The organism is Bacillus sp. PK5-006 (assembly GCF_054161415.1).
Map to the genome: position 1 here is coordinate 624,883 of NZ_CP096414.1, position 24,686 is coordinate 649,568.

The following is a 24,686-nucleotide window of genomic DNA, read 5'->3' on the forward strand; positions in this document are numbered from 1 at the left end:
AAACGAACGATTTCGTTCTTTAAAAAGAACTATAAGACCTATTATGACATTTTTCTTTGCGGGTATTATCTTTTATAATCCAATCATTAACAAAAAGAAACCATATATAACCTTTTTATGATGAAATCGGGAGGTATCTATGAATGAGAATATAGGTTTTAAGCAGCTGTTTTCTGTCATTAAAGAGAAAATGGCCCTTCTGATCCTGATTGTCCTGATCGTAACGGGCATTTCAGCCTATTATCAGTTCTATGTCTCGACTCCTGTATATCAGGCAACCACTCAAATTCTTGTTCATAAACGCAGCAATGACGCACAAGCAGATTTAAACGATATTCAGATGAACCTTCAATATACACGTACCTTTCAAGTTTTATTAAAAAGCCCAATCGTCATTGAAAAAGTAAAAGAAACACTCCATCTCACAGAATCAGCAGAAGGACTAAAACACAAAATTGCCACAAGTACAGAAAATGAGTCTGAGGTCATCAATATTTCTGTACAAGATGAGGATCGCGCGAAGGCAGTCGCCATTGCGAATACCGCAACAGAGGTGCTGCAAGAAGAAATCAAAAAAACAATGAATATGGATCGCATTAATGTTTTGTCTGAAGCCAAGCTGTCCAACACGATTCTGATGAATTCAAGGAAGTTCGTTCATATCGTTCTGGCACTAGGCGCCTCTTTATTAGGGGGCATGACACTCATTTTCTTAATGAATTTACTCGATGATACTGTAAAACGAACACATCAAATAAGAGAAGAGATCGGATTGCCGTCGCTTGGCAGTGTCTATCAGATGCAGGCAGACAGGAGGGCCAAAAAAGACAAGCAGTCCGTCATAACGGGAGGACAGAACATTGATCTTTAAGAGGAAGAAAAGAGAAAAGAGAGATTTATCCTGTATTTCTGTATTAAATCCTCACTCTGTCATTGCGGAACAATTCCGTACGATCCGAACAAACATCGAATTCACATCGATCCAAACAAGGCTGAAATCGATATTAGTGACCTCCTCCTTACCGAAGGAAGGGAAATCATTTACGGCTGCAAACTTAGCAGCTGTTTTTGCACAGCAGAACAAGCGGGTGCTGCTCATGGATGCTGATTTGCGAAAGCCGGCCGTCCATGAATATTTTGACTTGAGTCATCATACCGGTTTGACGAATGTGCTATTAAATAATTGCAGCTTGGAAGAAGCCATTTTACCGACACCGATTGAGCATTTAGAGCTGCTTCCGAGCGGAACCATTCCGCCGAATCCAGCTGAGCTGCTCTCCTCTTCTGTAATGAAGCAGTTATTTTATGAGATTGAACAGCAATATGACATGGTGATTGTTGATTCCACGCCGCTTCTGCCAGTTGCAGATGCAAAGATCTTGGCGAACCGGACGGATGGGAGCATTCTCGTTGTCTTAAGCGGCAAAACAAAGATTGCTGCTGTGAAGAAATCAAAAGAAGTATTAGAAGGAACAACAAGTAAACTGCTTGGAGCTATGCTAAATGGCAAGAAAGAGAAAAAGGGAAGGCTGTATATGTATTAAAAAGATTGATAGGTGATGTCTCCTAATCTTTAACAATGGAGGCACTCGATCCTGCTGTGGGCATAACCGTGCCTTAGATGCTCGTCATCAGTAGTGGGATGTGAGGACGGGTTTGATGCCCATGTTACGTAAGAATAGTGATGCTTTAAAAAGGGGGAGGAGCGTTGACTTACGCCCAAAGATTATCAATCATCGTAGCACTAGATTCATATCTCATCTTAGTTTCCGTCTTTTTTGGTTTTCAATTTGTCCAAGAGGCGGCTTTAACCGTTTATACATTTGAAATGCTCGCCATTTCTTCACTCAGTCTGCTCATTGGGCACCATATATTTGCCTGCATGTTTCATGTGTACAAGCAAGTATGGGCTTATACAGGAGTAAGAGAGTTATTTTCTTTAATGAAGACCTTTGTGTGTTCTTTTTTATTTTCGATGACGATGCTGTACCTTTTCGTGCAGACATGGCCATTTCGGTTTTTATTCATCGTGTGGCTTTTTCATATCTTATTCATCGGTGCCTCTCGTATGGCTTCCAGGTTATTTCATGACGGGGCCAAACGGCTTCAGGCAGAAAAAGAGCGGGCATTAATTATTGGTGCCGGATCAGCGGGAACCATGCTCGTTCGTCAGCTTCAGCAATCGAGTGATGTACATATTGAGCCAGTCGCCTTCATCGATGATGACAAGACGAAACATCGGCTTGAAATTATGGGTCTGCCTGTTATAGGAGGAAAAGAACAAATTCAAACAGCTGTCGTGATGATGGATATTCAGAAGATCATCATCGCCATTCCGTCCAAAAGCAGCCACACCTTAAAAGGGCTGTATAAGGAATGTGTCGCGACCGGAGTCAAAACACAGATCATGCCGGAAATGGAGCAGATTTTAAAAGGAACCCATGCACTGAATCAATTACGGGATGTACAGCCAGAGGATTTACTAGGGAGAGAACCAATTCAATTAGATACGAGCCGTCTATCTGCTCATTTAAAGGGAAAAACAATCATGGTCACAGGGGCAGGCGGATCAATTGGATCAGAAATCTGCCGTCAAATTTGTGTGTTTGCTCCTCAAGCGATTGTACTTGTGGGACATGGAGAATTTAGCATTCATTCTATTTTACTAGAGCTGAAAGAATTATATGGAGGCAGCATCAGACTCTATCCACAAATTGCGGATATTCAAGATAAACAGAAAATGAGTGAAATCGTTGGTCAATTTCAGCCGGATATGATTTATCATGCTGCGGCACATAAGCATGTCCCGCTCATGGAGATCAGTCCGAAAGAAGCTGTGAAAAACAATATTATCGGGACAAAAAATGTCGCAGAAGCCGCACACGAGCACGGCATTGAAACATTCGTCCTCATCTCATCTGACAAAGCGGTCAACCCTGCCAATGTGATGGGAGCCACAAAGCGGTTTGCTGAAATGCTGATCATGCAAATGGGGGCAAGCAGCGAAACAAAATTTGTCGCTGTACGATTTGGAAATGTGCTCGGAAGCAGAGGGAGCGTCATCCCTATTTTTAAGAAACAAATCGAGCAAGGCGGGCCGGTGACGGTCACACACCCAGCCATGACAAGATATTTTATGACCATCCCAGAAGCATCAAGGCTTGTGATTCAGGCAGGTGCACTGGCAGAAGGAAGACAGATTTTTGTTTTAGATATGGGGGAGCCAGTGAAAATCGTGGACCTCGCAGAAAACCTCATTCACCTCTCAGGCTACACCACAGACCAGATTCCAATCACTTTCACAGGCATTCGTCCTGGAGAGAAAATGTACGAGGAATTACTCAACCAGCATGAAAAAGCACAGGAGCAAATCTTCCCGAAAATTCACATCGGCCATGCGCTGGATGGTGACCCATATGTGCTGAACCGTTTTATCCATGAATTTGACATGATGAGTGAAGAGCAGATGAGACAAGCATTATTTGCTGCCATTGAGTCGCATGATATGTTGTCCGATCAGATGACACGAGAGGAGGAAGCGCTTGCCAATGAAGAAAAAAGTCTTGTTTTGCGCAACGGTTGATTATCACTTTAAGGCCTTTCATCTTCCGTATTTCCGGTGGTTTCAGGAACAAGGATGGGAAGTGCATACAGCGGCAAACGGCCAGCTGAAGCTGCCCTATGTGAATCAAGCTCACTCAATTCCGATTCAGCGCTCTCCTTTTCATGTACGCAACCGGCTTGCGTATGTAGAACTGAAGAAGCTGTTAGCGAAAGAGCACTATGATTTCATCCATTGCCACACACCAATGGGAAGTGTCATTGGCAGGCTCGCAGCCAAAGGTACGCGCAAAAAAGGAACGAAGGTTCTTTACACGGCACATGGCTTTCACTTTTGGCAGGGGGCGCCGCTTCAAAACTGGCTGCTCTATTATCCAATAGAGAGATTTCTCGCCCGCTATACAGACGCTCTGATCACCATTAATGGAGAAGATTTTAAAAGAGCCGACCGTCTATCAAAAGAGCGGACATCTGTTTATTATGTGCCCGGTATGGGTGTGGATATGAAGCGGTTCGCACCTGTCGATGAAAAAGAGAAGCAGAGCCTTCGCGCAGCCTATGGCTTTTCCTCGGAAGATTTTATCGTGCTGTGTGCTGGTGAATTAAATACGAATAAAAATCAAGGGATGCTCATCAAAGCATGTGCACAGCTGTCTAGGAAAATACCAAATATAAAGATCGTGTTTGCTGGGGAAGGGACAATGAGGCCGAACTATGAAAAGCTTACACGCCAGCTCCATCTTGAAAATCATGTCCACTTTGCTGGATTTTGCAAACAAATGGAGGAATGGATGCATATGAGCGATGTATGTGTTTCCACCAGCTTGAGAGAAGGGCTCGGCATGAACCTGCTTGAAGCGATGTCGGCAGAAAAACCTGTGGTTGCAACGGAGAATAGAGGACATTGTGAGCTTGTCAAACATGGCGTCAATGGTTTTTTAGTTAAACCGCAAGATGTGAATAGTTTAGCTGATTACTTGCAGCAGCTCTACGACAAAAAAGATCAGCTGCCCCTCATGGGAAAAGCGGGACGCTCTATGGCTCATGCATTTGCACAGGAGCAGACGGTCAGTGCAATGGAAGAAATTTATACAATCTATATGGATCAAGCAGAGAAGGTGATACAGCATGCATAAACCAAAGGTGTCTATGATCATGGGCGTCTACAATTGCCAAGAGACAGTAGAAGAAAGCATTGAATCTATTCTTCATCAAACATATGAAAACTGGGAGCTCATCATATGTGATGACGCATCAACAGATGGCACTTATGAGAAAGTGCTGTCTTATACAAAACGACATCCTGAAAGAATTCGCCTGATCCGTAATCAACAAAATCAAAGACTCGCTGCCAGTCTCAATCGCTGCCTGGCTGAAGCGAGGGGAGAGTTGATTGCAAGGCAGGATGGCGACGATCTATCAGTGCCTGTTCGTTTAGAAAAACAGGTTCATTTCCTCGATACATATCCTGAATATGATGTGGTCGGTACGGCAATGACGGTTTTTGATGAAACGGGAACAAAGGGTGTGCGGGCACTTGTTTCAGAGCCTGATCGGAAGGTGTTGGCAAGAGGGACTCCTTTTTGTCATGGGACCATTATGATGAGGGCTTCTGCTTACAAGGCTTTACAAGGCTATCGTTCTGTAAAAACAACAAGGCGGATGGAAGATATCGATCTTTGGATCCGCTTTTTTGCTACTGGGAGGAAAGGTTTTAATTTACAAGAGCCGTTATATCTGGTGAGAGAGGATGAAGCGGCCTTTCAGCGGCGAAAGTTTCGATATTCGATGGATAATGCCTGGCTCGTTTTGAAAGCATGCTGGCTATTAAAGCTGTCGCCGCTTGACTATTTATTTGCTCTAAAGCCGGTGGTCCGTGCCTGCTTGTCACCGAAGATCATGAAGCTTTATCATCGCCGGAAGCTGGCGGCGTCTATGCTGAAGGGGAGGGCGGTTCAAGATGAGTGAGCCGAAGCGCGTGCTTCATATTGTGGGCGGAATGAACCGCGGCGGAGCTGAAACGATGATTATGAACATCTATCGTGCACTCAACAGAAATGTCCTTCAATTTGATTTCATTACTCACCGGCAGGACGTCTGTGATTATGATGAGGAAATTCGCCGGCTTGGGGGACGAATCTTTTACGTCCCAAGTATTGGGGCGTCCTCTCCGGTTGCTTTTGTGAAAACATTGACCAAGACAATTAGGCAAACAGGGCCCTATCAGGCAGTGCATGCACATACGGATTTTCAGACGGGTTTTTCCGCACTTGCTGCCAAACTAGCGGGTGTAAAGGTGCGCATTTGCCATTCACATAATACAGCGTGGAAGCAGTCGCCAAACTGGCTGGATCATATGATGCTCAAAGGATTTCGCCAGCTGATCTTTGCATTCTCTACACAGCTTGTTGCATGCGGCGAGGATGCCGGTGTCTTTTTATTTGGACAGAAAAAAATGCAGAACGGGCAAGTTGAGGTGCTGCCAAATGGGATTGATTTATCCCTTTTTTTTCAGCCTGATCCAGACGAAAAGGCAGAGATGAAAAAGCAGTTTCATCTTTGCGGAAAAAACATGGTCATTGGTCATATTGGGCGGTTCCATGAGCAAAAAAATCATGTTTTTTTTATAGAGCTGGCACAGACCTTAAAGAAGCAAGGGGTTTCATTTCAGCTTGTCCTCGTAGGAGATGGACCGCTGAAGCAAGTAGTCGAATCGTATGCAGAGAAGGCAGGCTTGATGGAGGACATTGTCTTTACAGGCGTCGTATCAGACGTTCCACAGTATATGAAAGCATTTGATGTATTTGTGATGCCTTCCTTGTTTGAAGGTCTTCCACTTGTATTAGTGGAAGCACAGGCGTCTGGTCTTCCTTGTGTGATTTCAGATCATATTACAGAGGAAGTAGATTTAGGCTGCGGGCTTGTGAAAAGGATGTCCCTGCGAGAGTCCGCGCATGAATGGATGAAGGCGGTGCTTGAAGCATATCATGCAGAACCTCCTCTTCAAGAGATCATTACCTCTCAGCTTGAACAAAGGGGATTTGATGTGAAACAGAATATTACACGTGTGATGAATCTATATGGACTGTAAGGAAGGAAGGGCAGATGGCGGTTTATTTGGTGAACATGATCATGGTCTATTTATGGTCGAGCTTTGCCGCATTTTACGGCAGGCGTGATGATACCATTCAAAGCGGATGGCGGCCTAATAAGCTTCTGGTGTTTTTTCCGTTTCTGTTTCTTTGTATCGTAGCTGGTATTCGGTATAAAGTAGGAACCGATTTTGTCACATATGGCCAGATGTATGAGTTCTCCATCAACTACGAAAAGCCTTGGCATATATTCGGCTTCGGTGTGGAGAAGGCCGCAACGGATCCAGGGTTTACGTTTATTTTATGGATGCTTAATCAACTGTCTCATGATCCGCAAATCATGTATATCTCAGTCGGAGCCATTACTTATTTTTTTATCATCAAGACGCTTATTCAATATGGCCGTCCATTTGAGCTGAGTATGCTGCTTTTTCTTGGAACCTTTCATTATTATGCGTCATTTAATGGCATGCGCCAGTATATGGTGGCAGCGATTCTTTTTTATGCCATCCGGTTGGTGATCAATGGTCAGTGGAAATTGTATTTTCCGCTCGTCCTTGTATGTTCATTGTTTCATTCATCCGCTCTCATCATGATTCCTGTGTATTTTATTGTGAGAACAAAGGCTTGGTCTTGGATGATGCTGGTCTTATGCCTGGTGTTCTTAGGCTTAACCGCTCTTTATGACCGTTTTGTCTCGGTGTTTGTCGTGATGCTGCAAGGCAGTTCATATGGTCATTACGAGGAATGGCTCACAACGAATACGAATGGAATGAATGTGACAAAAATCGGTGTCTTGATTTTGCCGCTTCTGCTTGCTTTCTTTTATCGAAAACGACTTCGTGAGCTGACGCCTGAGAGTGATTACATTGTGAATTTTTGTTTGCTTGGTTTCTTGTTTGGCATCCTTGCAACGAAGGATGTCATTTATGCAAGATTTCATATTTATTTTGGCTTGTATCAGCTCATTTTACTGCCATATTTCACACGCATTTTTGATCAGCGGTCTAATGTGTTTATGTATGTAGGGATTGCTGTTTGCTATATTCTGTACAGCATCATGCTGATGCCGTTCGATTCTTCGGTTTTGCCGTATAGAACGATATTTAATAAGTAGATTTGAAGAAAGGTGGGGCATGCTGTAATGCCAGCTATCAGTCTATTGGTCGCAGTTTACAATACTAGTCAATATGTGGAGCAATGTCTTCAATCAATTGCAGATCAAAGTTTTTCCGATATAGAAGTCATTCTTATCAATGATGGATCGACCGACCGCAGCGGTGAATGGCTTGAAGCATTTGCTGAGCGTGATGAGCGTTTCCGGGTAATCCATCAATCCAATCAAGGGTTAGGCGCTGTGAGAAACCGGGGGATCGAGGAAGCGAAAGGGACGTATCTCGCCTTTGTGGATTCAGATGATATTCTCGCTCCTCATTACTGTGAAGCTATGTATGAAAAAGCCGAAATGACCGGGGCAGATCTTGTTGTGAGCGAGTATTGGATTCAATTTGAACAGTCAAAGCGAACGATAGCAACGACGCTGTTAGACAAGCGCTCAGCCGAAAAAACGGATGTAATCAAAGCGTTATTACACGGAGACTTGACTGGATTCTCATGGAATAAGCTGTATCGGCGTGCCTTTATGGAAAAACACCACATTCGATTTCCGCTGCGGGGTGAGCTTGAAAACATTGAAGATCAATATGTGACGCTGCGCTGTTTTTCTTTAGCACGCAGTATCGCTTTTGTTCATGAGCCTCTTTATTATTACAGGGTTCATCTGTCATCTATTGTACAGCGATATCAGAAGCAGTATTTTCATCATGGACTGACCTTTTATCATGCACAGCGCTCTTTTTTAAAAGAGCATGATGACATCTCTCTGTATGAGAAAGCATTAGACTTTTTTATCGTCAATCATACGCTTCATTGTATGCTCAACGAATGGAAGAGCCAAAATGATCTCTCTATTCAGGAAAAGCTTGATCACATGCGTGAAATGGTCACACATGATGCTTTTCAGCATGCCGTCAAACAAGTGGAACCATCGAAGCTCACAGTACGAAAGCGAATGATTTTATTTCTTGCTAAGTGCCGATTGGTTTATCCGCTTTCTGCCGCGGCTTCTAGCTATCAAAAATGGATCGAATATCAGACAAGGAAATAGGGGTGATGGGATTGACAGTGCAGCAATTGAAGGCAAAAACCGCAGAGTGGCTGCTCTTAAAGGTCAAATATCCGCTTGAGTATAGACTGAGCCGCCAAAGGCTGCCAGAGCTGAGTCATCAGAAGAAAATCATTCTCACGCTGCTGCCGGGCCATGATAATTTAGGGGATCATGCGATTGCCTATGCGAGTTATTGTTTTTTAAAGAAACACTTTCCAGCCTATGACATCATAGAAGTGGACATGAAAGAGATCTATCGCCTTGCCCGTCCGCTAAAGCGCAGCCGGCATCCAGAAGACATCGTCTGTATGATCGGTGGGGGCAATATGGGGGATTTATACCGGTACGAAGAATGGACGAGACAATTTATCATCAAGACCTTCAAGTCCTATCCCATGATCCAGCTGCCTGCTACTGTACATTTTACAGAAACAAAGAGAGGGAAACGAGAGGAACACCGCGCCATTCACACGTATAGTCAGCATCCAAGACTGCTCCTCATGGCAAGAGATCAAACAACCTATGAATGGATGAAGCTTCATTTTCCTGATCAAGATGTGTGGAAACAGCCTGATATGGTGCTGTCATTAGACGAATCATCAAAGGATGAAACACGTGAAGGGGTTCTGCTTTGTCTGCGTGAGGATCAAGAAGCATATCTTACAAAGAAGGAGCGCCAACAGCTGCAGCAATATATTCAAGAGACATATGATCAAGTCGGTTTAATCACAACGACAATTGGCAGACGGGTCGATCGAACAACTCGCTTAGATGAATTAACGGCTTTATGGACGGAGTTAAAACAAGCACAGGTCGTCGTGACAGATCGTCTGCATGGCATGATCTTTTGTGCGATCACTCATACACCGTGTGTTGTCCTTAGATCGTTTGATCATAAGGTGATGGAGGGATTTGAGTGGGTGGCTCATCTTCCGTTTATGACCCTTTTAAAAGAACCAAATGAGGCCGCTGTGAAAGAGGCCGTTCATCAGCTGATGAAAACAAGCGGTCAAAAGGGAGAGGAAGCTGGATGAGGGCTCTTAAACGCTGCGTGAAAGCACAATGAATCGAGCGTTTCTTTATAATGCCAGTGCGAACTTAATCACGTTTGTCCTGATGATGCTTATGTCTGTTTGTTTAACACCTTATATTGTTCATACGCTTGGAGTGGAAGCATTCGGCTTAATCCATCTGACGCAAAATATGATCAACTATTTATCGGTCATTACGGCTTCGTTAAGTGCGGTTGTTGTGCGATTTTTTTCTGTGGCGGCTCATAAAGGAGAGATGGAGAAGGCGCAGCGCTATCTCGCTTCCTATTTTGTCAGTTCGTTTTTACTATCTATTAGTCTCTTTTTGCTTTGTCTTTTCGTGTCTCATCAGCTGGTTGAATGGCTTCATGTACCTGTTCATCTCGCAAAAGACACACAGACCGCCTTTATTTTAGGGGGTCTTTTATTTATGCTCAATTTCGTCATGTCTGGCATTGGGGCTGCACCGTTTTATGCGAATAAGCTCTATGTATCAAGTATTGGACAGGCGATTCAAATGTTTTTGAGGGCGCTGATGATTGTCATCCTGTTTACATGGACGACACCAGCCATTTGGCATATCCCGCTTGCGGCCGTCATTGGAAGCTTAGCAGCTATGGGAATCGGTATCTATTATTTTAAGAAACTCATCCCTTGGTTTTCGTTTAAGTGGCGGCACTTCTCATTATCGTCTAGTCTCACACTTGTTCGATCAGGGGTCTGGCATTCATTTGAGCAAATGGGGATATTGCTGTTTTTACAAATTGATTTATTGATGACCAACTTACTCATTGGAGCGGAAGCGACGGGCCAATATGCGGCAATTTTACAGTTTCCATTATTATTACGCACACTGGCAGGGACACTGGCCGTTGTGTTTGCACCAACAATCACGAAATTTTATTCGAATCAGGACAAAGAGGGACTCATTCAATATGCTGCAAACGCCATTAAGTGGAGCGGCTTATTTGTTGCGTTCCCAGCCGCACTTCTAGGAGGTCTCGCTGGTCCGCTCATGCTTTTATGGCTTGGGCCAGCCTTTGAGGAGCTGAAATGGCTTCTTATGATTCATGCGGCTTATTTATGTTTGACCTTGATGTTTTTACCGCTCACATATGTGCCAACCGTGTTTAATCGATTGAAAGTTCCTGCAGTTGTCACCCTTATATTAGGTGTGTCTAATGTGCTTTTTGCCTATGGATTGACTCATATGCTGCAGCTTGGTTTATATGGCATTGCATCAGCGGGGGCAATGGTTTTATTGATTAAAAATATTGTGTTTCTGCCATTTTATACGGCCAGGATCACGAATCAGAAACGCACTATCTTTTATAAACATACACTGGTTCCACTTGCTGGAGGGCTATTTATTTGGGGCATCTGTGCGGGGATTCAGGCGGTATATAACGTGACTTCATGGTGGGAGCTGTTTTGTATTGGAGGGCTTTGTTTCATTCTCTATATGGGCTACTTGTATCTGTTTGCAGGAACGAAACGAGAGCGGATTCAGCTGATGCGTAAGGTAAAACATGCGGTCTCCCGCTAATATGAAAAGGAGATGCAATGATGAAAAGAATGATAGATGTGATGGTGGCATTGACGCTGCTCATCGCAGGCAGTCTTCTTTTTCTTCTCATCTATGGACTGATTAGATGGAAAATTGGAACGCCTGTGGTGTTTCGGCAGAAGCGGCCTGGTCTGTATGGCCGGCCTTTTATGCTATATAAATTTCGGACGATGACCGATGAACGCGATGAACATGGGGTGCTGCTGCCAGATCATCTGCGATTAACAAAAACCGGTGCCTTGATTCGAAAGCTTAGTCTTGATGAATTGCCGCAGCTAGTCAATGTACTCAAAGGAGAGCTTAGTCTTGTCGGGCCAAGACCGCTTTTAATGGAGTATTTGCCTATGTATACAGAAGAACAAGCAAGGCGTCATCTTGTGAAGCCCGGCATAACAGGATGGGCACAGGTGAACGGCCGGAACACGCTTTCTTGGGAGGAGAAATTCACCTATGACCTTTGGTATGTCGAGCATCAATCGTTTTGGCTCGATATGAAAATTTTATGGATGACCTTGCTGAAAGTCATGAAAACAGAGGGGGTGCAGCAGCCGGATCATGCCACAGCTGAAAAATTTAAAGGAACCAATATGTAAGAAGCAAACCATTGGTTTAATTGGGGCCGGAGGACATAGCAAAGTCATCCAAGATCTCATTTTTGCACATGCCGATTACTCATTATGTGCAGTATTAGATGATCAATTTGAAGAGACGGTCACTCAAAGCGGGATTTTGTATGGACCGATCTCCATGAGTGAGCAGCTGAGAGAGACAATGCCTCATATGAAATGGCTGATTGCGATCGGACAAAATGAGATCAGACAGCTCATCAAGGAACGCCTCTCATTTGAAGACACAGCATATGCCACACTCATTCACCCAGAGGCGGTCATGAGTCCGTCATCTGTCATTGGAGGGGGGACTGTTGTGATGGCAAGGGCAGTGGTTCAAGCAGATGCAGCCATCGGTGAGCATACGATTATAAATACAGGGTCTATCGCCGAGCATGACTGCATACTCGAATCGTTTGTGCACCTGTCACCAGGCGCTGTGCTGACTGGCGGTGTATCCGTGCGGGAGGGTGCCCATATTGGGGCTGGTGCTGTGGTGACACCGGGTACAACGATCGGAAGCTGGTCCGTCATTGGCGCTGGAGCAGCAGTGACAAGAGATATACATGATCAGAAGGTCGCTGTAGGAATTCCTGCAATAGAAATCAAAGATCGGAGAGAAGGTGGGAAGTGATGAAAGAAAGGAAGCGAATTTACTTATCTCCTCCGCATATGAGCGGAAAAGAGTCTTTCAAAATAGAGGAAGCCTTCAAGAGCAACTGGATTGCGCCGCTTGGACCGCTTGTGAATGAATTTGAACAGGCGGTGGCGGACTATGCAGGAGTGAAGACAGGAGCGGCTTTATCTTCAGGAACAGCAGCGATTCACCTTGCTTTAAAGCTGATAGGTGTGCAAAAAGGAGACATTGTTTTTTGTTCCACCCTCACGTTTGTTGCAACGGCAAATCCGATTTTATATGAACAAGCGGAGCCTGTTTTTATTGATTCTGAAAGGGAGACATGGAATATGTGCCCGCTTGCTTTAGAGAAAGCCTTTGTTGAATCAAAACGTCTTGGGAAAAAACCTCGTGCGGTCATCGTTGTCCATTTATATGGGCAAAGCGCAAAAATGGACGAAATCATGGCTCTGTGTGAAGCATATGATGTACCAGTCATTGAGGATGCGGCTGAATCGTTAGGTGCGCTTTATAAAGGAAGAAAAAGCGGCTCAATGGGCAGGTTCGGTATCTATTCTTTTAATGGAAATAAAATCATTACAACATCAGGGGGCGGAATGCTTGTGAGTGATGATGAAGCTGCGATTGAACGATGCCGCTTTCTTGCTTCACAGGCCAGAGAACAAGCGATGCACTATGAGCATCAAGAGATGGGATACAACTATCGCATGAGCAACCTCTTAGCAGGAGTCGGGATTGCTCAAATGGAAGTGCTGGACGAGCGTGTTGAACAAAAGCGCCGCATTTTCCAGCGTTATCAGGACGCTTTATCAGAAGCAGAGGGACTTCATTTGATGCCAGAATATCAAGAAACGAAATCCAACCGCTGGCTGACGGCATTGACCATCGATCGTGACACACAATTGTCTCCAGCAGATATCATTGGTGCTTTAGAAAAAGAACAAATCGAAGCAAGGCATGTATGGAAGCCGCTGCACCAGCAGCCGCTCTTTCGCCATTGCCCTTTTTATACCGCGGAAAAAGGCACTCCTGTATCTGAGCTGTTATTTGAGCGGGGGCTTTGTCTTCCGTCTGGAACGAGCATGACAGATGCAGATCAGGAACGTATCATCCATATACTCCATGACATGCTGCGAGAAAAAACATTTACCTCTTCACAGGCTGCTCATTCATAAGCAGCCTGCCTCTCTTTCTATCAAATTCCTCAATTTATGGAATAAATCGGAATAAGTATTGTCATTTCGTTTCAAATATGATATTGACAACGGCTTCCTTCCTCCTTAAAATGAAAATGATTATCAGCATCAATTAGGAGGAGCAACTTATGTCTATTTGGAGAAATTTTCCGAAAATTAAAATAAATTCAGTATTACCATTCCTGCTTATTTTCTTTTTACTAGTAGGATGCTCTCAAACAAACAATGGAGCAGAAGGCAATAATGATCATCCTGATATGATCACAATGGCGTGGCCAAGAGATATTGGTGAAATGAATCCACACGTATACAACCCATCACAATTATTTGCGCAATCAATGATTTATGAGCCATTGGTCAGCTATCAAAAGAATGGTAAGCTGAAACCTGAATTAGCGAAATCATGGGATGTTTCAAAGGATGGCAAGGTGTATACGTTCCATTTAAGAGACGGAGTGACTTTCTCAGACGGCTCTGAATTTAATGCGGACATTGTCAAAAAGAACTTCGATACAATTTTAAAAAATAAAGATTTACATAGCTGGTTAGGTGTCATTAAGAAAATCAAAAAGACAGAAGCCGTTGATAAAAAGACATTTAAACTCACTTTAACAGCACCATACTATCCAACTGTGCAAGAATTAGCCGTTGTTCGTCCAGTTCGTTTCTTAGGTGAAGCAGGTTTCCCTAAAAACGGAGATACGTCAAAAGGAATTGAAAAACCAGTGGGGACAGGCCCTTGGGTTTTAAAAACATATAAGAAAGATGATTATGCCATTTTCGAACGAAACGATCATTATTGGGGAGAAAAACCAAAGGTAAAAGAAATCAAGGTAAAGGTCATCCCAGATGCGGAAACGAGAGTCATGGCATTTGAAAAAGGTGATGTGGATTTACTTTACGGAGAAGGAACCATTAGCCTTGATTCCTACAAACAGCTGGAAGCAAGCGGTAAGTATGAAACGAAAATGTCAGAGCCTGTTGCAACGAGACAGCTTGTTATGAACACAAAAGTGGATCAGCTGTCAGATGAGAAAGTGCGTCATGCCCTTCAATATGCCTTCAATAAAAAATCAATGGTAGAAGGGGTCACCTCAGGTTTAGAGGATGAAGCAGATCACATCCTGCCGACTAATATGCCGTATACGTCACACATTCAAGTGAAGTCTTTCAAATATGATGTGGACAAAGCCAAAGCATTGCTGGATGAAGCGGGCTGGACACTTCCAAAAGGAAAATCCGTTCGTGAAAAAGATGGGAAAAAGCTTGAGTTTAGTATGATGTATGACTCAGCGGAATCAATTCAAAAAGCGATGGCGGAAACGCTGCAAGCAGAATGGGCAGCCGTTGGTGTCGGCGTCAAGCTTGAGGGTGTGGATTTGGCCACACAGGTTCAACGCTTTAAAGCCAATAAGTTTGATATGAACTTCTTTAGCAACTACGGAGCGCCGTATGATCCGCATACATTTATGAACGTTCTTTCATCAGATGGTTTTGGATTCAAAGAAGCCATTTCAGCCTATCCAAATAAGGAAAAACTGATCAAAGAAATGACGGAAATTCCATCCACAACAAATGAAAAGAAACGCAAAGCACTGTATTCGTCTGTCTTATCCTCTTTACAGGATCAAGGGGCAATTGTGCCAATCTCTTATTTTAAAAAGACAGCCGTTTATCAAAAAGCTGTGAAGGACTTTGAATTCCCTGCAAATCGTGATGAACATCCTTTCACAGGCATTAAGCTGAAGTAACAGAAGGAAGGTAAGGAAATGGGCCGCTATATCGTCAAACGAGTGCTATCAATTATTCCTGTATTTTTATTAGCCACACTGCTCACAACTGGTATGATTCACCTCTCGCCAGTTGACCCGGCAGAGGCATATTTAGCAGCGGCTCATATCCAGCCTACGGATGAAATATTAGCGCAAAAACGAAGTGAATTCGGCTTAGATGAGCCGTTTTATATGCAGTATCTTCATACCATTGAAAAAGTCATTCATCTTGATTTCGGCCGGTCGTATATGTCCAATCAGCCTGTCGTTGATGAGGTGGTTTATCGAATACCGGCGACAATTCAATTGGCGCTTACCAGTCTGCTGATCGCTATTTGTGTCAGCATTCCTCTCGGCTTTTTCAGCGGCATGAGGAAAAATGGTGCCGTTGATCATGTGAGCCGGCTCATTTCTTTCTTAGGAGCATCTATCCCGACGTTTGTCTTGGGGTATTTGCTCATCTTCTTTTTTTCAGTGAAACTTGACCTCTTACCAGTTGAAGGGATTGGAACATGGGAGCATCTCATTCTGCCCTCGATCACACTTGCAGTCCCTTTAATTGCTACGTATACAAGGCTGTTACGGTCAAGTGTGAGTGAGGCGCTTCAAGAGCCTTTCGTTCAATATGCGAGAATCAGAGGTTTGAAGGAACAATCGATCATGTTCAAGCATGTGTTCAGAATTGCGATATCGCCGATGCTGACCGGACTAGGGGTGAACCTTGGCAAGCTGTTAACCGGAACCATTATTGTAGAGGCCGTTTTCTCATGGCCAGGGTTTGGCCGCTTTTTTATTGAAGCGATCTTTAACAGAGATCTGCCTGTCATTCAATTTTATGTCCTCATGTCGGCATGTATTTTTATCTTGAGCAGCTTGATCGTTGACTTAGTTCAGCTGATCATAGACCCCCGTATTTCTAGAAAGGAAGGCCGCCAGCAATGATGACAAAAGTAAAACATCTCTTCGTTCATCAAAAGATGATCTCGATCTGCGCTTTGCTGCTCGGTCTCCTGCTCATTGTCACAATATGTGCACCATGGATCGCTCCACATGATCCGGCTGCTGTCAATCTAGCAATGAAGCTAAAGGGATCTTCGTGGGAGTATCCTCTTGGAACAGATCAATTAGGACGATGCAATTTATCTCGTATTTTATATGGTGCGCGTGTTTCGCTCGGCTGTGCGTTATTAATCTTTCTTTCTTCGTTATTCATTGGATTAATTGTCGGCCTCTTTTCAGGATACAAAGGCGGCTGGATCGATCATGTTTTGATGAGAATCTGTGACGGCGTCATGGCATTTCCCAACCTGGTGCTGATTCTTGGATTAGTCGGCATCTTCGGTCCGGGACTTCCTCAAGTCGTACTTGCCTTGATGCTTGTGCAATGGGTATATTATGCCCGCGTCTTCCGAGGAATGGTGCTCAGTTTAAAAGAACAGAACTTTATAGCAGCTGCAAAAATCAGTGGAACCTCGCACTGGAACATCATGAGAAAGCATATGATTCCCAATGTCCTGCCGCCATTAGCAGTCATTGGAACACTTGAAATGGGATGGGCGATTATGGACATTTCTGCGATGTCTTTCCTCGGATTAGGGGTTCAGCCTCCTATGCCTGAATGGGGAGCGATGATTCATGAAGGGAAATCTTACATTCAAACGAATCCTCAGTTAATGCTGTACCCAGGTCTTGTGATCATGGCTGTGGTGGTTCTGTTTAATTTACTAGGAGAAGCCCTTTCAGAGAAATATGGCATCAAACGCCGTGTGTAAAGGAATGATCAATGTGCAAGAGTCCATTTTACAAGTAGAGAACCTGCATGTGCAGACGATAACTCCTCAAGGGACAACCCCTCTTATTCAAGAAGTCTCGTTTGAAGTAGGGCACGGTCAAATCCTTGGATTAATTGGTGAGAGCGGCTGCGGAAAAACAGTGACAAGTATGTCGATCTTGCATATGCTTGATCGAAAAACAACGGAAGTCACTGGCAGTATCACATTACAGGGACGAGAATTGATCGGTATAAGTGAAAAGGATATGCGTTCCATTCGGGGCAAAGACATCTCGTATATTATGCAAAATCCAATGAACAGCTTTACGCCGGTATGGACAATCGGCCATCAGCTGGTTGAAACGATCCGCCGGCATACTGCTGTCAGTAAAAGTCAGGCACGATCACAGGCAATAGATGCGTTAGCGCAAATGAATCTGCCGCAGCCAGACCAGCTGTTCAATAAGTATCCTTTTGAATTAAGCGGAGGGATGCTGCAGCGTGTCATGATCGCCATGGCTGCCTGTATGCACCCGCCCCTCATCATTGCAGATGAGCCGACAACCGCATTAGATGTACACAATCAGAAACGGGTGCTTCAGCATTTGAACCAAATTCGTCATGACTATGGAACGGCCATTTTACTCATTACCCACGATCTTGGTGTCATTGCTGAAATGGCAGATCAAGTTGTCGTCATGAAACAAGGAGAAATTGTTGAAAAGGCAGGAGTTCTTGAGATTTTTGAACAACCAAAACATGATTATACAAAAAAACTATTAGCAGCTCGTCCATCGATTCCAGCTGTTTGCCCGATTTGAGGTGAGAAGGCCCTTGCATTTATTAGAAGTGAAAGCAGTCAGTCATGCATACACGAACCGGTCGTTTCTAATGAGAAAAAAAGGAGCAGCCCCTGTCCTGAAAAGCATCGATTTAACTATTGAAGAAGGCACCTGCCTTGGGCTGCTAGGGCAAAGCGGCGCAGGGAAAAGTACACTTGGCCGCATCATACTTGGTCTAGAGAAGCCAAGAGCTGGACAGGTTCTTTTCGAAGGTCAGGATGTCTATCGTGCAGATCAGCAAACACGTAAGCATTTTCGCCGGCATGTGCAAGCGGTGTTTCAGGATTCCTATTCGGCGGTAAATCCAAGGTGGACAGTCGAACAAATTTTATCTGAGCCGCTTGAAAACTACGAATCCATGAGCCGGAAGGAACGTAAAAATGTATTGATTCACTGGCTGGAAAGAGTCGGGCTCGGTGAAAAGGATTTGTGTAAATATCCACACCAATTCAGCGGCGGCCAGCTGCAAAGGATCAACATCGCTAGAGCTTTATTGCTCCAGCCAAAGCTCATTGTGCTTGATGAATCTGTCAGCAGCTTAGACATGGTGACGCAGGCTGTCATTTTAGATTTATTAGTAGAATTAAAGAAGGAGCTGGGTGTGGCTTACTTATTTATTACACATGATATAACAGCAGCCTATCACTTATGTGATCAATTGGCGATTCTTGATCAAGGAGAGCTTGCTGCTCAATTTCAATCAAAGGCTGACTTCTTTTCATCAGAAGAGGAAGCGGTGCGGAAAATGAGAGATGCAATGCTCGCAGACCATCCTTTGTCACGAACGATTGGCAGACCGGTTCGGTAAAACTTCATTTTATCAATGCCTCAGCGTGCAACCAAAGCGTCGCATTCGGTAAAAAGCAAAGAGCGAAAGCCTCTTTGCAGGCAATCTGCGCCTCTTTTAGGAAAGAGGCTATTTTTCATGAAAGGCAGGTGGCATCGTGAACCATCGAGCGTATTTAGCTTTGGCCATTCCTTTAACAATTTCAACGATGACCACTCCATTACTGGGAGCTGTTGATACAGCGGTTGTCGGTCAGCTCGCAAATCCCGCTTATATTGGAGGCGTTGCGGTTGGCAGTCTCATTTTCAGTACATTATATTGGCTGTTTGGTTTTTTGCGGGTCAGTACATCTGCTTTTGCCGCCCAGGCAAACGGTGCGCAGAATGAGGAACAGGGCGTTCTTGCTTTTCTAAGACCTTTTTTCGTCGCCATCATTGTCGGACTTTGTTTTATTGCCCTGCAATGGCCGATCATTCAATCTGCTTTTCTAGTGATCTCTCCTGATGCTGATGTCCGTCAATTTGCCGCAGACTATTTTCATATTCGCATTTGGGGAGCGCCATTTACCTTAATGAATTATGTCATATTGGGCTGGCTGATGGGGATGGCTAAAATGAAAGAAGCTCTTTCATTACAAATCTTGATCAATGTTATGAATATGGCGCTCGCAGTTCTGATTGTTCATGTGTTTTCGTTTGCGGTCAAAGGAGTTGCGGCGGCGACATTGATATCTGAACTAACCGCTTTTGTGTTGGGGGCATGGATTATTCTGAAGCATTCGTCAAACGGATTCCAGATGCCTTCCATCAAGAAAATCATGGATACTCAGGCAGTGAAGAAAATGTTTCATGTGAATAAAGATTTGTTTATCAGGACGATCTGTCTGCTAGTGGTCATCAATATGTTTACGGCAAAAGGTGCTTCTTTTGGTACAGAGCTGCTGGCAGCCAATGCCATCTTATTTCAAATTCACTACATCATGGCTTATTTGTTCGATGGTTTTGCCAATGCGTCCAGCATCCTTGTTGGCCGGTCAGTTGGTGCAAATGACCGCACCCTCTATGAAAGAACCTTAACCCTTTCGAGGCAGTGGGCACTTGTCATGGCATGTGTCATTGCGGCGGTTTATTTTCTATTAAAAGAGCCGATATTGAGCTTGTTTACAAATCTCCCTCAGCTGCTAGATGTGACATTACGCTATGCAGACTGGCTTGTTCTTTATCCGTTTGCGGCTTGTTTCGGTTTGGTCATTTACGGCGTATTTACAGGTGCAACAGAAATTGCCCCTGTTAGAAACTCGATGCTGTTTGCGATGATTTTGTTTATCATCGTTCAAACCGCGGTCACGCCTATTTGGCACAATCATGGCCTATGGTTTGCCTTTATCATCTATACTGTAGGACGGTCTGGCTTTTTAATGATGTACAAATCGAGGCTGGATCAGAAGCTGTTCGCAAATGATCAACACCCTTTGCCATCTTGACAAAGGGTGTTCTTTTTCGTTCATTCGCTTTCTTTTTTCACCTTTTGATAGGCTTCATCAAGATGCTGAATTCGCTTCAATACAACCGCATTTTTGGTCAGCTGGTCTTGAACAAGCGTTGACACTACTGAGCGGTAATAGGCATTCATGGCATGAACCTTGTCTTCATTTTGGTTCATGGCGATGTGCTGCTTCAAGTTGTCGACAAAGTATGGAACGGAAAAAAGTTCAGACATAGAAATCACTCCTATTTCGTATATACGGTCCGTCAATCTTCATGTAAAATGATGAGAGGGAGGGGAGACAATGAGCCTTAAACTGCAACAAGAACAGGTATTAAAGCAGGTGCTCACACAAGAACTTAGGCAGGCCATTACGCTGCTGCAGCTGAATTGCGCAGAGCTCGGCGAGTATCTTGACCAATTAGCGCTTGAGAACCCTCTGATTGAGCGGAAAGACACGGACAGCTATCAACCAGTTTATCATAAAAAATCACAAGATCGAATGACAGAGCCGTATCGAACGTATCAAAAAGAAAGCCTGCAAATGTTTTTAAAAAGACAGGCGATTGATTTGAATTTAAGTGAAAAGAATCAAAGAATCTTTCACTTTATGATTGAGTCCATTGATTCCAATGGCTATCTAAATGAACCGATTGACGCAATGGCAGCTGTCTTAGAGGTGCCAGCTGAAGAAGTAGAAGCTGTCCTTCATCAGCTGCAATCGCTGGAGCCTGCCGGGATTGGCGCAAGATCATTGCAGGAATGCATCCTCCTTCAGCTGAGAAGGAAAAAGAAGCGTTGGTATGAAGCCGAGCTGATCATCGAAGAGCATTTCTTTCTTTTTGCGAGGAAGGCTTGGAAGGAAATTGCGGCCAAAACAGGTGTTTCAATGAAAACACTCCAGGCGGTACAAGATGAAGTGTCTCAGCTTGAACCAAGACCAGGCCTTCATTTCTCATATGATGAAGAGCATATGTATATAGAGCCTGATGTGACAATTACTGTGGTGCAGGATCACATCACATTTGAGCTGAATCAGCGCGCTTTTCCAGACGTAGAAATGAATGAAGGCTACTTCGCCATGATTCAAGACCAAAAGCGGCATGAAGCATATGCGTATTTAAAGGAAAAAGAGCAGCAGTACAATTGGCTTGTCCAAGCGCTGAAGCAAAGAAAGCAAACGATGACTCATGTCGTTCGTGAGATTATCTCACATCAGACCGATTTTTTTCTAACAGGGAAACATAAAATGAAACCGCTTACGATGAAGCGGATTGCAGATATACTGCAAGTCCATGAGTCAACAGTCAGCCGGACTGTAAAAGGGAAAATGGTGCAAACCCCTTATGGTCTTATGGAAATGAAACAATTTTTCCAAGCCAAATTAGAAGGGCATTCGCTAGAAGAGGCGTCCAGCTACACAGTCAAAACGCACATTGCAGAGCTCATCCAAACGGAAAATAAGAAAAAACCGTATTCAGATCAGCAAATCATGACACTGCTTCAGCAAACCTTTGGTATCCGCGCGTCGCGCAGAACCATTGCAAAATATCGCGAACAAATGAATCTTCCGTCCTCTACGCTTCGGAAGCGATACGATTAAAAAGAAGTACTTGCCAGAACATGGCACGTGCTTCTTTTTTGTTGAAAGCAAGGCTGCTCGAAGATTTCTTGAAAATTAAAGAGGGGAGACGTGTGATCGGAAATTTTGGGGTAAAGTATAAGATAGGGCATGAGCCGATAGGGATAGACAACAGTGATGAGGTGAGACCAATTGAAATATAAACAAATCAAAACGAAAAAAATATATGAAGAAATTGCGGATGCATTAATTGAATCCATTCGTACAGGTGAGCTTCTTCCAGGGGAAAAATTAGATTCGGTTCAAGCGCTTTCAGAAAGCTTTCAAGTCAGCCGTTCCGCTGTAAGAGAGGCACTGTCTGCTCTCAAAGCGATCGGATTAATAGAGATGAAGCAAGGGGAAGGCACGTATGTGAAGCAGTTTGATCCTGAGCAGCTCACATTTAGTCTGTCTCCTGCATTTTTGATGAAGCAGCATGATGTTACACAGCTCCTTGAATTAAGAACCTTAATTGAGACGGGTGCTGTCAAAAAGGCAGCGCTCTTGCGAACGGACGATGACCTTCATCAGCTGCGTGAGGCACTCGAACAAATGAAACTCGCAGAAGCACATAAAGAAACTGGTGAAGAAGCAGACTTCTCCTTCCATCTCGCCTTAGCCAAAGCCTCAAAGAATGATTTATTAAAGGCGTTAATGAATCAGGTCTCCACCTTGCTGGTAGAAACAATGCGGGAAACGAGAAAAGTCGTCTTATTTTCAAGGAAAGCCTCCATTCGGCAGCTTTACAAAGAACATGAACACATTTACAAAGCCGTCATGGCAAGACAGCCAGAAGAAGCAGAAAGAGCGATGCTCACGCATTTAAAAAATGTAGAAAAACTGCTGAGTGATGTGAGTCAAGAACCGGCAGGACAGTCAGAACCACAGTAAGCTGTGCCGAATGAGGGCACAGCTCTATTATGAACGAGAAATATGCAGTTTTTTCATGCGATATTGCAGACTTTGCCTGCTCATGCCCAATAACTTTGCAGTCTGTGAAATATTATCGTCCATTTTTTCTAAGTAATGGACGATGTATTGTTTTTCGAATCGTTCCATTTGGATTTGAAAATCAGTCGTATGTTCTGGGCTTGTATAAATAAACGTGTCAGCTGCGGTATGCTGCAAAGGGTTCGTCTGTAATTGCGCTGCAGGACGGCCTTCCCTATGTTTAAATCTAAAATGATATGGAAGGTGATGCATGCATAAGTAATCCTCATCCATCATCATATTCATCCCCGCTTCAATCACATGCTCCAGTTCTCGTACATTACCCGGCCAATCATACGCTTGAAAAAGGGCTAGCACCTCTTCGTCAGCCGCCTTCACCTTCATTTGAAACAGTTCATTATATTTTTGAATAAAATGACTGACAAATGTAGGAATGTCTTCTTTTCGCTCAGAAAGCGGCGGAATAAATAAGGTGACAATACCCAGCCGATAAAATAAATCCTTGCGCATGCGTCCGCCTGCGATTGCATCTACAGGATCCTCATTCATATTGGCAATGACTCTTACATCAACAGCGATTTCTTTTGTGCTGCCAAGCCTTCTCACACGTTTCTCCTGTAATACACGCAGCAGTTTTGCTTGAAGACCAGGATTTAATGAGTTGATCTCATCAAGCAGCAGTGTACCTCCCTGCGCTTGTTCAAATAAGCCGGGCTGATCAGTTGCGCCTGTAAAAGCCCCTTTTTGTGTACCAAAGAGCAGACTTTCAATGAGATTATCAGGCAGTGCCGCGCAATTTTGGGTAATAAATGGTCCAGATGACCGGCTGCTGCCGTTATGAATACTTTGCGCAAATAGTTCTTTTCCTGTCCCTGTTTCTCCAACAATGAGCACATAGGAAGAGGTGCGTGTCGCTCGTTTTGCATGCTCAATCACCTCTAAAAACGCAGGACTCTGTCCAATAATGGAATCAAAGGTAAATCGTGTGCTTCCTTTTTTCTTCATATTGTGATGAATCAGCCGTTCCAGCTTGGTCACATCATTCGAAATTTCAACCGCTCCTTGGATGAGGCCGTCTCGAACGAGCGGGTATGTATGATTAATCGTTGTGATTTCCTTTCCATTGTAATTATGATACGTCTGCTTTGCATGAACGGTTTGTTTCCCAGTACGCAGCGCTTGGACAAGCGTACTGTGCATTTCGTCTTGGAAGACGAAGAGATCTAATACATTTTTATGGAGAACATCAGAGCGTTTCAAAGACTCAATCTCCATCATTTTTTTATTATAAATAACAGTATTGCCATTCTCGTCAATTGCATGAACCCCGACATCTATTAAATCAAGCATTTGTTTATACAGATCAATCTCATTTTCCAGCTTTGCAGTATACTGATCTTCTTTCATTGTTGCACCTCCAGACGTTACCTCTATTTTACATGAAAAATTTTGCGGTTTCCTCTAAATAATTTGGCATATGCAAAGATATTTTGCATGAAGAATCAGATCAATCACCGCCACAATGCGGGCAGAAAGTTGGCACGATCCTTGCATATCATATGGGTGTAGATAAAAGAGGCTAGCTTATAGAAGGAGGA

23 protein-coding genes are annotated in these 24,686 nt (G+C 43.9%); 21 read left to right on the forward strand and 2 right to left on the reverse strand.

Features of this window, described 5'->3' with window-relative positions; translation table 11 throughout:
- The first annotated feature begins 139 nt into the window (after window positions 1–139).
- From M1D84_RS03090 to M1D84_RS03180, 19 genes are all read left to right on the forward strand, one after another.
- Window positions 140–871 (forward strand): YveK family protein, encoded by a 732-nt coding sequence (locus tag M1D84_RS03090; RefSeq protein WP_024423528.1) that lies wholly within the window; start codon window positions 140–142, stop codon window positions 869–871.
- Window positions 861–1,544 (forward strand): CpsD/CapB family tyrosine-protein kinase, encoded by a 684-nt coding sequence (locus tag M1D84_RS03095; protein ID WP_024423527.1) that lies wholly within the window; start codon window positions 861–863, stop codon window positions 1,542–1,544. The genes M1D84_RS03090 and M1D84_RS03095 overlap by 11 nt, the downstream gene beginning before the upstream one ends.
- Before the next feature lie 164 nt (window positions 1,545–1,708).
- Window positions 1,709–3,583, forward strand: coding sequence for a polysaccharide biosynthesis protein (locus tag M1D84_RS03100; protein WP_149126268.1), 1,875 nt, complete (start codon window positions 1,709–1,711; stop codon window positions 3,581–3,583).
- The gene (locus M1D84_RS03105) at window positions 3,549–4,697 is read left to right on the forward strand and encodes a glycosyltransferase family 4 protein (protein ID WP_185853860.1); all 1,149 of its coding nucleotides are present in this window, start codon (window positions 3,549–3,551) and stop codon (window positions 4,695–4,697) included. Before M1D84_RS03100 ends, M1D84_RS03105 begins: the two co-directional genes overlap by 35 nt.
- Window positions 4,690–5,529: a glycosyltransferase family 2 protein gene (locus tag M1D84_RS03110; RefSeq protein ID WP_044333944.1), complete on the forward strand. Its 840-nt coding sequence runs from the start codon at window positions 4,690–4,692 to the stop codon at window positions 5,527–5,529. The genes M1D84_RS03105 and M1D84_RS03110 overlap by 8 nt, the downstream gene beginning before the upstream one ends.
- Window positions 5,522–6,652 carry a glycosyltransferase family 1 protein gene (locus M1D84_RS03115; protein ID WP_458106481.1) on the forward strand — a complete coding sequence of 377 codons (1,131 nt, stop codon included), beginning with the start codon at window positions 5,522–5,524 and terminating at the stop codon, window positions 6,650–6,652. Before M1D84_RS03110 ends, M1D84_RS03115 begins: the two co-directional genes overlap by 8 nt.
- A 14-nt stretch (window positions 6,653–6,666) precedes the next feature.
- A complete protein-coding gene (locus tag M1D84_RS03120) occupies window positions 6,667–7,770 on the forward strand; it encodes an EpsG family protein (RefSeq protein ID WP_024426091.1) in 1,104 nt (367 codons plus the stop codon).
- Between the two features lie 27 nt (window positions 7,771–7,797).
- Window positions 7,798–8,820 (forward strand): glycosyltransferase family 2 protein, encoded by a 1,023-nt coding sequence (locus M1D84_RS03125; protein ID WP_103131641.1) that lies wholly within the window; start codon window positions 7,798–7,800, stop codon window positions 8,818–8,820.
- A gap of 5 nt (window positions 8,821–8,825) precedes the next feature.
- On the forward strand, window positions 8,826–9,854 hold the full coding sequence (locus M1D84_RS03130; protein ID WP_212048067.1) for a polysaccharide pyruvyl transferase family protein: 1,029 nt from the start codon (window positions 8,826–8,828) through the stop codon (window positions 9,852–9,854).
- Window positions 9,855–9,882: 28 nt separating this feature from the next.
- A complete protein-coding gene (locus M1D84_RS03135; protein ID WP_103131639.1) occupies window positions 9,883–11,397 on the forward strand; it encodes an MATE family efflux transporter in 1,515 nt (504 codons plus the stop codon).
- Between the two features lie 20 nt (window positions 11,398–11,417).
- Window positions 11,418–12,011, forward strand: coding sequence for a sugar transferase (locus M1D84_RS03140; protein WP_080780828.1), 594 nt, complete (start codon window positions 11,418–11,420; stop codon window positions 12,009–12,011).
- Window positions 11,974–12,660 carry an acetyltransferase gene (locus M1D84_RS03145; RefSeq protein WP_103131638.1) on the forward strand — a complete coding sequence of 229 codons (687 nt, stop codon included), beginning with the start codon at window positions 11,974–11,976 and terminating at the stop codon, window positions 12,658–12,660. The genes M1D84_RS03140 and M1D84_RS03145 overlap by 38 nt, the downstream gene beginning before the upstream one ends.
- Window positions 12,660–13,838 carry a DegT/DnrJ/EryC1/StrS family aminotransferase gene (locus tag M1D84_RS03150; RefSeq protein ID WP_103131637.1) on the forward strand — a complete coding sequence of 393 codons (1,179 nt, stop codon included), beginning with the start codon at window positions 12,660–12,662 and terminating at the stop codon, window positions 13,836–13,838. Before M1D84_RS03145 ends, M1D84_RS03150 begins: the two co-directional genes overlap by 1 nt.
- A 149-nt stretch (window positions 13,839–13,987) precedes the next feature.
- Window positions 13,988–15,610 (forward strand): nickel ABC transporter substrate-binding protein, encoded by a 1,623-nt coding sequence (gene nikA / locus M1D84_RS03155; protein WP_332284942.1) that lies wholly within the window; start codon window positions 13,988–13,990, stop codon window positions 15,608–15,610.
- Window positions 15,611–15,628: 18 nt separating this feature from the next.
- On the forward strand, window positions 15,629–16,573 hold the full coding sequence (gene nikB / locus M1D84_RS03160; protein WP_024426083.1) for a nickel ABC transporter permease subunit NikB: 945 nt from the start codon (window positions 15,629–15,631) through the stop codon (window positions 16,571–16,573).
- Window positions 16,570–17,403 (forward strand): nickel ABC transporter permease subunit NikC, encoded by an 834-nt coding sequence (gene nikC / locus M1D84_RS03165; protein WP_024423513.1) that lies wholly within the window; start codon window positions 16,570–16,572, stop codon window positions 17,401–17,403. The genes nikB and nikC overlap by 4 nt, the downstream gene beginning before the upstream one ends.
- Before the next feature lie 4 nt (window positions 17,404–17,407).
- Window positions 17,408–18,223 (forward strand): ABC transporter ATP-binding protein, encoded by an 816-nt coding sequence (locus M1D84_RS03170; RefSeq protein ID WP_187470515.1) that lies wholly within the window; start codon window positions 17,408–17,410, stop codon window positions 18,221–18,223.
- Window positions 18,224–18,236: 13 nt separating this feature from the next.
- Entirely contained in the window at window positions 18,237–19,052 is an 816-nt protein-coding gene (nikE, locus tag M1D84_RS03175) for a nickel import ATP-binding protein NikE (protein ID WP_122631934.1), read from the forward strand.
- Between the two features lie 136 nt (window positions 19,053–19,188).
- Entirely contained in the window at window positions 19,189–20,514 is a 1,326-nt protein-coding gene (locus tag M1D84_RS03180; RefSeq protein WP_034621463.1) for an MATE family efflux transporter, read from the forward strand.
- A 20-nt stretch (window positions 20,515–20,534) separates the two neighbouring features.
- Here M1D84_RS03180 and yvfG read toward each other — a convergent pair whose 3' ends face one another.
- Window positions 20,535–20,750, reverse strand: a complete 216-nt coding sequence (gene yvfG, locus M1D84_RS03185; protein WP_024423509.1) for a protein YvfG — start codon at window positions 20,748–20,750, stop codon at window positions 20,535–20,537.
- Between the two features lie 70 nt (window positions 20,751–20,820).
- On the opposite strand from yvfG, the gene rpoN reads away from it, so the two are divergent.
- Together rpoN and M1D84_RS03195 are read left to right on the forward strand one after the other, a co-directional pair.
- Window positions 20,821–22,119, forward strand: a complete 1,299-nt coding sequence (rpoN, locus tag M1D84_RS03190; protein ID WP_034621465.1) for an RNA polymerase factor sigma-54 — start codon at window positions 20,821–20,823, stop codon at window positions 22,117–22,119.
- A 171-nt stretch (window positions 22,120–22,290) separates the two neighbouring features.
- Window positions 22,291–23,028, forward strand: coding sequence for a FadR/GntR family transcriptional regulator (locus tag M1D84_RS03195; protein WP_458106400.1), 738 nt, complete (start codon window positions 22,291–22,293; stop codon window positions 23,026–23,028).
- A 27-nt stretch (window positions 23,029–23,055) separates the two neighbouring features.
- Here the strand turns inward: M1D84_RS03195 and M1D84_RS03200 are convergent, their stop codons facing one another.
- Entirely contained in the window at window positions 23,056–24,495 is a 1,440-nt protein-coding gene (locus M1D84_RS03200; RefSeq protein WP_458106401.1) for a sigma-54 interaction domain-containing protein, read from the reverse strand.
- Window positions 24,496–24,686: the final 191 nt, after the last annotated feature.